The following is a 1,949-nucleotide window of genomic DNA, read 5'->3' on the forward strand; positions in this document are numbered from 1 at the left end:
CTGCCACGGGCACCGGACGACACCGCGCCGCGCGCCGCGATCCTGCCGCCCACGCCGGCGATGCCGGCGCTGCCCGCCCAGACCGCGCTGCCCCAGGCGGTGGCGCCGCAGATCATGGCGCCGGTGACCGCGGCCCAGGGCACGGTGCAGAGCAGCGCGCGCTCTCCCATCAACCTGCGCAGCGCGCCGGGGGGCGACGTGCTGCGCACCGTGCCGCGCGGCTCCACGCTGCAGGTGTTCGGGGAGGCGCCGGGCGGCTGGCTGCAGGTGGGCGAGGGCGAGCCCTGGGGCTGGGTGCACAGCTCCGGCCTGGAGCGCTGAGGGCCGGCCTGGTCGCCGGTCTATTCCAGGAAGCCGATCCAGCGCCCGGCGCCGATCGCGGCCACCCAGACCAGCAGCGAGAGCAGCGCGGCGGCCCGCAGGCCGGCACTGACCGGGGCGCCGGCGATGGCCGCGCGCCAGCGCGGGCTGCGGTGCAGGACCGCCGCGTTGGCGATGCCGAGACCGACCAGGCCCAGCTTGAGCAGGAAGGCCGGGTTCGCCGCATAGGCGACCGGGCGGACGCTGAACAGCGGCACGCCGGTCGCGACGGCCAGCACGAGCCCGGCGGCCGCGACGCGGCGCAGCGGCGGGCCGAGATGCGCCAGCGGGTGCCGCCCGAACAGCCCGAGCAGCCTGAGGTCCAGCGTGGCGATGGCGCCGACCAGCAGCGCGAGCCCCAGGATGTGGCCCGCATTGACCAGCGGGTAGAGCACCTCCGACCGGCGCAGCGCCGCCGCGACCGGCGACGCGGCCAGCAGGTCCAGGGCCTGCAAGGCGGTGCCGCTCAGCTCCGGCCGATGCGGTCGGGATAGATGTCGTAGGTGCGGTCGCGCACGGTGAGGCGCACGGCCTTCAGCCGCCGCTCGTTCGGGTTGCGCGAGCGGTTGCCGAGCGCGACCACCGTGTCGCCGGCGCGCGCGGCTTCGGCCGAGAAGCCGGAGGCGGCGGTGAGGCGCGGATTGCCGAGCTCCACCGTCCAGGTGCCGTCCGCGGCCTCCACGCGCAGCGTGGGGTGGGGCGGGCCGATATGGACCTCGCGGATGGTGCCGCGCAGCGTGGTCTGTTCGCCCTCGGCCCAGGACCAGCCGTGATGCGCCGCGGCGCTGCCGCCGCCGAGGCCGGCCAGGGCCAGCCCGGCCAGCCCGCGACGCCCGATGCGTTGGGGTGCCATGAGGTCCTCCGTCGTCGTTGCCGCGGAGGAGATCGGTGCGGCGCCCCGGCTTGTCGAGCCGGGCGTCACTCGGTCGCCGGCGGGGCCTTCAGGTAAGGCTCGACCTTGCCCTGCAGCTTGATGGTCAGCGGGTTGCCCTTGCGGTCGAGCGTCTTGCCGACGGCAACGCGGATCCAGCCCTCGCTGACGCAGTATTCCTCGACATTGGTCTTCTCCGCGCCGTTGAAGCGGATGCCGATGCCGCGCTGCAGCAACTCCGCGTCGTGGTGCGGGCTGCGGGGGTCGACGGACAGACGGTCGGGCAGGGGGGTGTCGCTCATGGGGGCGGGTGCATAGACCGTCAGGCCAGGGGCTTCCAGACCGCGCCGCCGCGCATGACGAAGGCGACCCGGCGCACCAGTGCGATGTCGCGCCGCGGATCGCCGGGCAGGGCGAGGATGTCGGCCTCCAGCCCCGGCGCCAGCGCACCGATGCGGTCCGCCAGGCCGAGCACGGCGGCGCCATGCGCGGTGCCGGCCAGCAGGGCCTGCTCCGCCGTCATGCCGGCCTCGACCAGCAGCTCCATCTCCATCGCGTCAGGGCCGAGCGGGGTGACGGGCGGGCCGACGAAGTCGGTGCCGGCGGCGATGCGCACGCCATGGCGCAGCGCGAGCTCCACCGAACGGCGCTGCACCTCCCGGTGGCGGCGCCAGCCGGCGGCCAGGGCGGGCGGCGCGCGCTCCACGCGCAGCGCGGG

At 76.0% G+C, this 1,949-nt stretch carries 5 protein-coding genes; 1 reads left to right on the plus strand and 4 read right to left on the minus strand.

The window, feature by feature from the left end:
• The coding region (locus OZN99_RS30585; protein WP_270938976.1) for an SH3 domain-containing protein at positions 1-321 on the plus strand (321 nt) is incomplete at its 5' end.
• A gap of 20 nt (positions 322-341) precedes the next feature.
• Here the strand turns inward: OZN99_RS30585 and OZN99_RS30590 are convergent.
• The 4 genes from OZN99_RS30590 to OZN99_RS30605 form a co-directional block, all read right to left on the minus strand.
• The gene (locus tag OZN99_RS30590; protein ID WP_270938977.1) at positions 342-815 is read right to left on the minus strand and encodes a DUF2214 domain-containing protein; all 474 of its coding nucleotides are present in this window, start codon (positions 813-815) and stop codon (positions 342-344) included.
• An 11-nt stretch (positions 816-826) separates the two neighbouring features.
• The gene (locus OZN99_RS30595; protein ID WP_270938978.1) at positions 827-1,213 is read right to left on the minus strand and encodes a DUF6152 family protein; all 387 of its coding nucleotides are present in this window, start codon (positions 1,211-1,213) and stop codon (positions 827-829) included.
• A gap of 65 nt (positions 1,214-1,278) precedes the next feature.
• Positions 1,279-1,533, minus strand: a complete 255-nt coding sequence (locus tag OZN99_RS30600) for a DUF3297 family protein (RefSeq protein ID WP_270938979.1) — start codon at positions 1,531-1,533, stop codon at positions 1,279-1,281.
• Positions 1,534-1,553: 20 nt separating this feature from the next.
• Positions 1,554-1,949, minus strand: a 396-nt coding sequence (locus tag OZN99_RS30605) for an amidohydrolase family protein (protein ID WP_270938980.1), incomplete at its 5' end; no start/stop codon positions are given.

Source organism: Falsiroseomonas oryzae, assembly GCF_027856955.1.
GTDB lineage: Bacteria > Pseudomonadota > Alphaproteobacteria > Acetobacterales > Acetobacteraceae > Falsiroseomonas > Falsiroseomonas oryzae.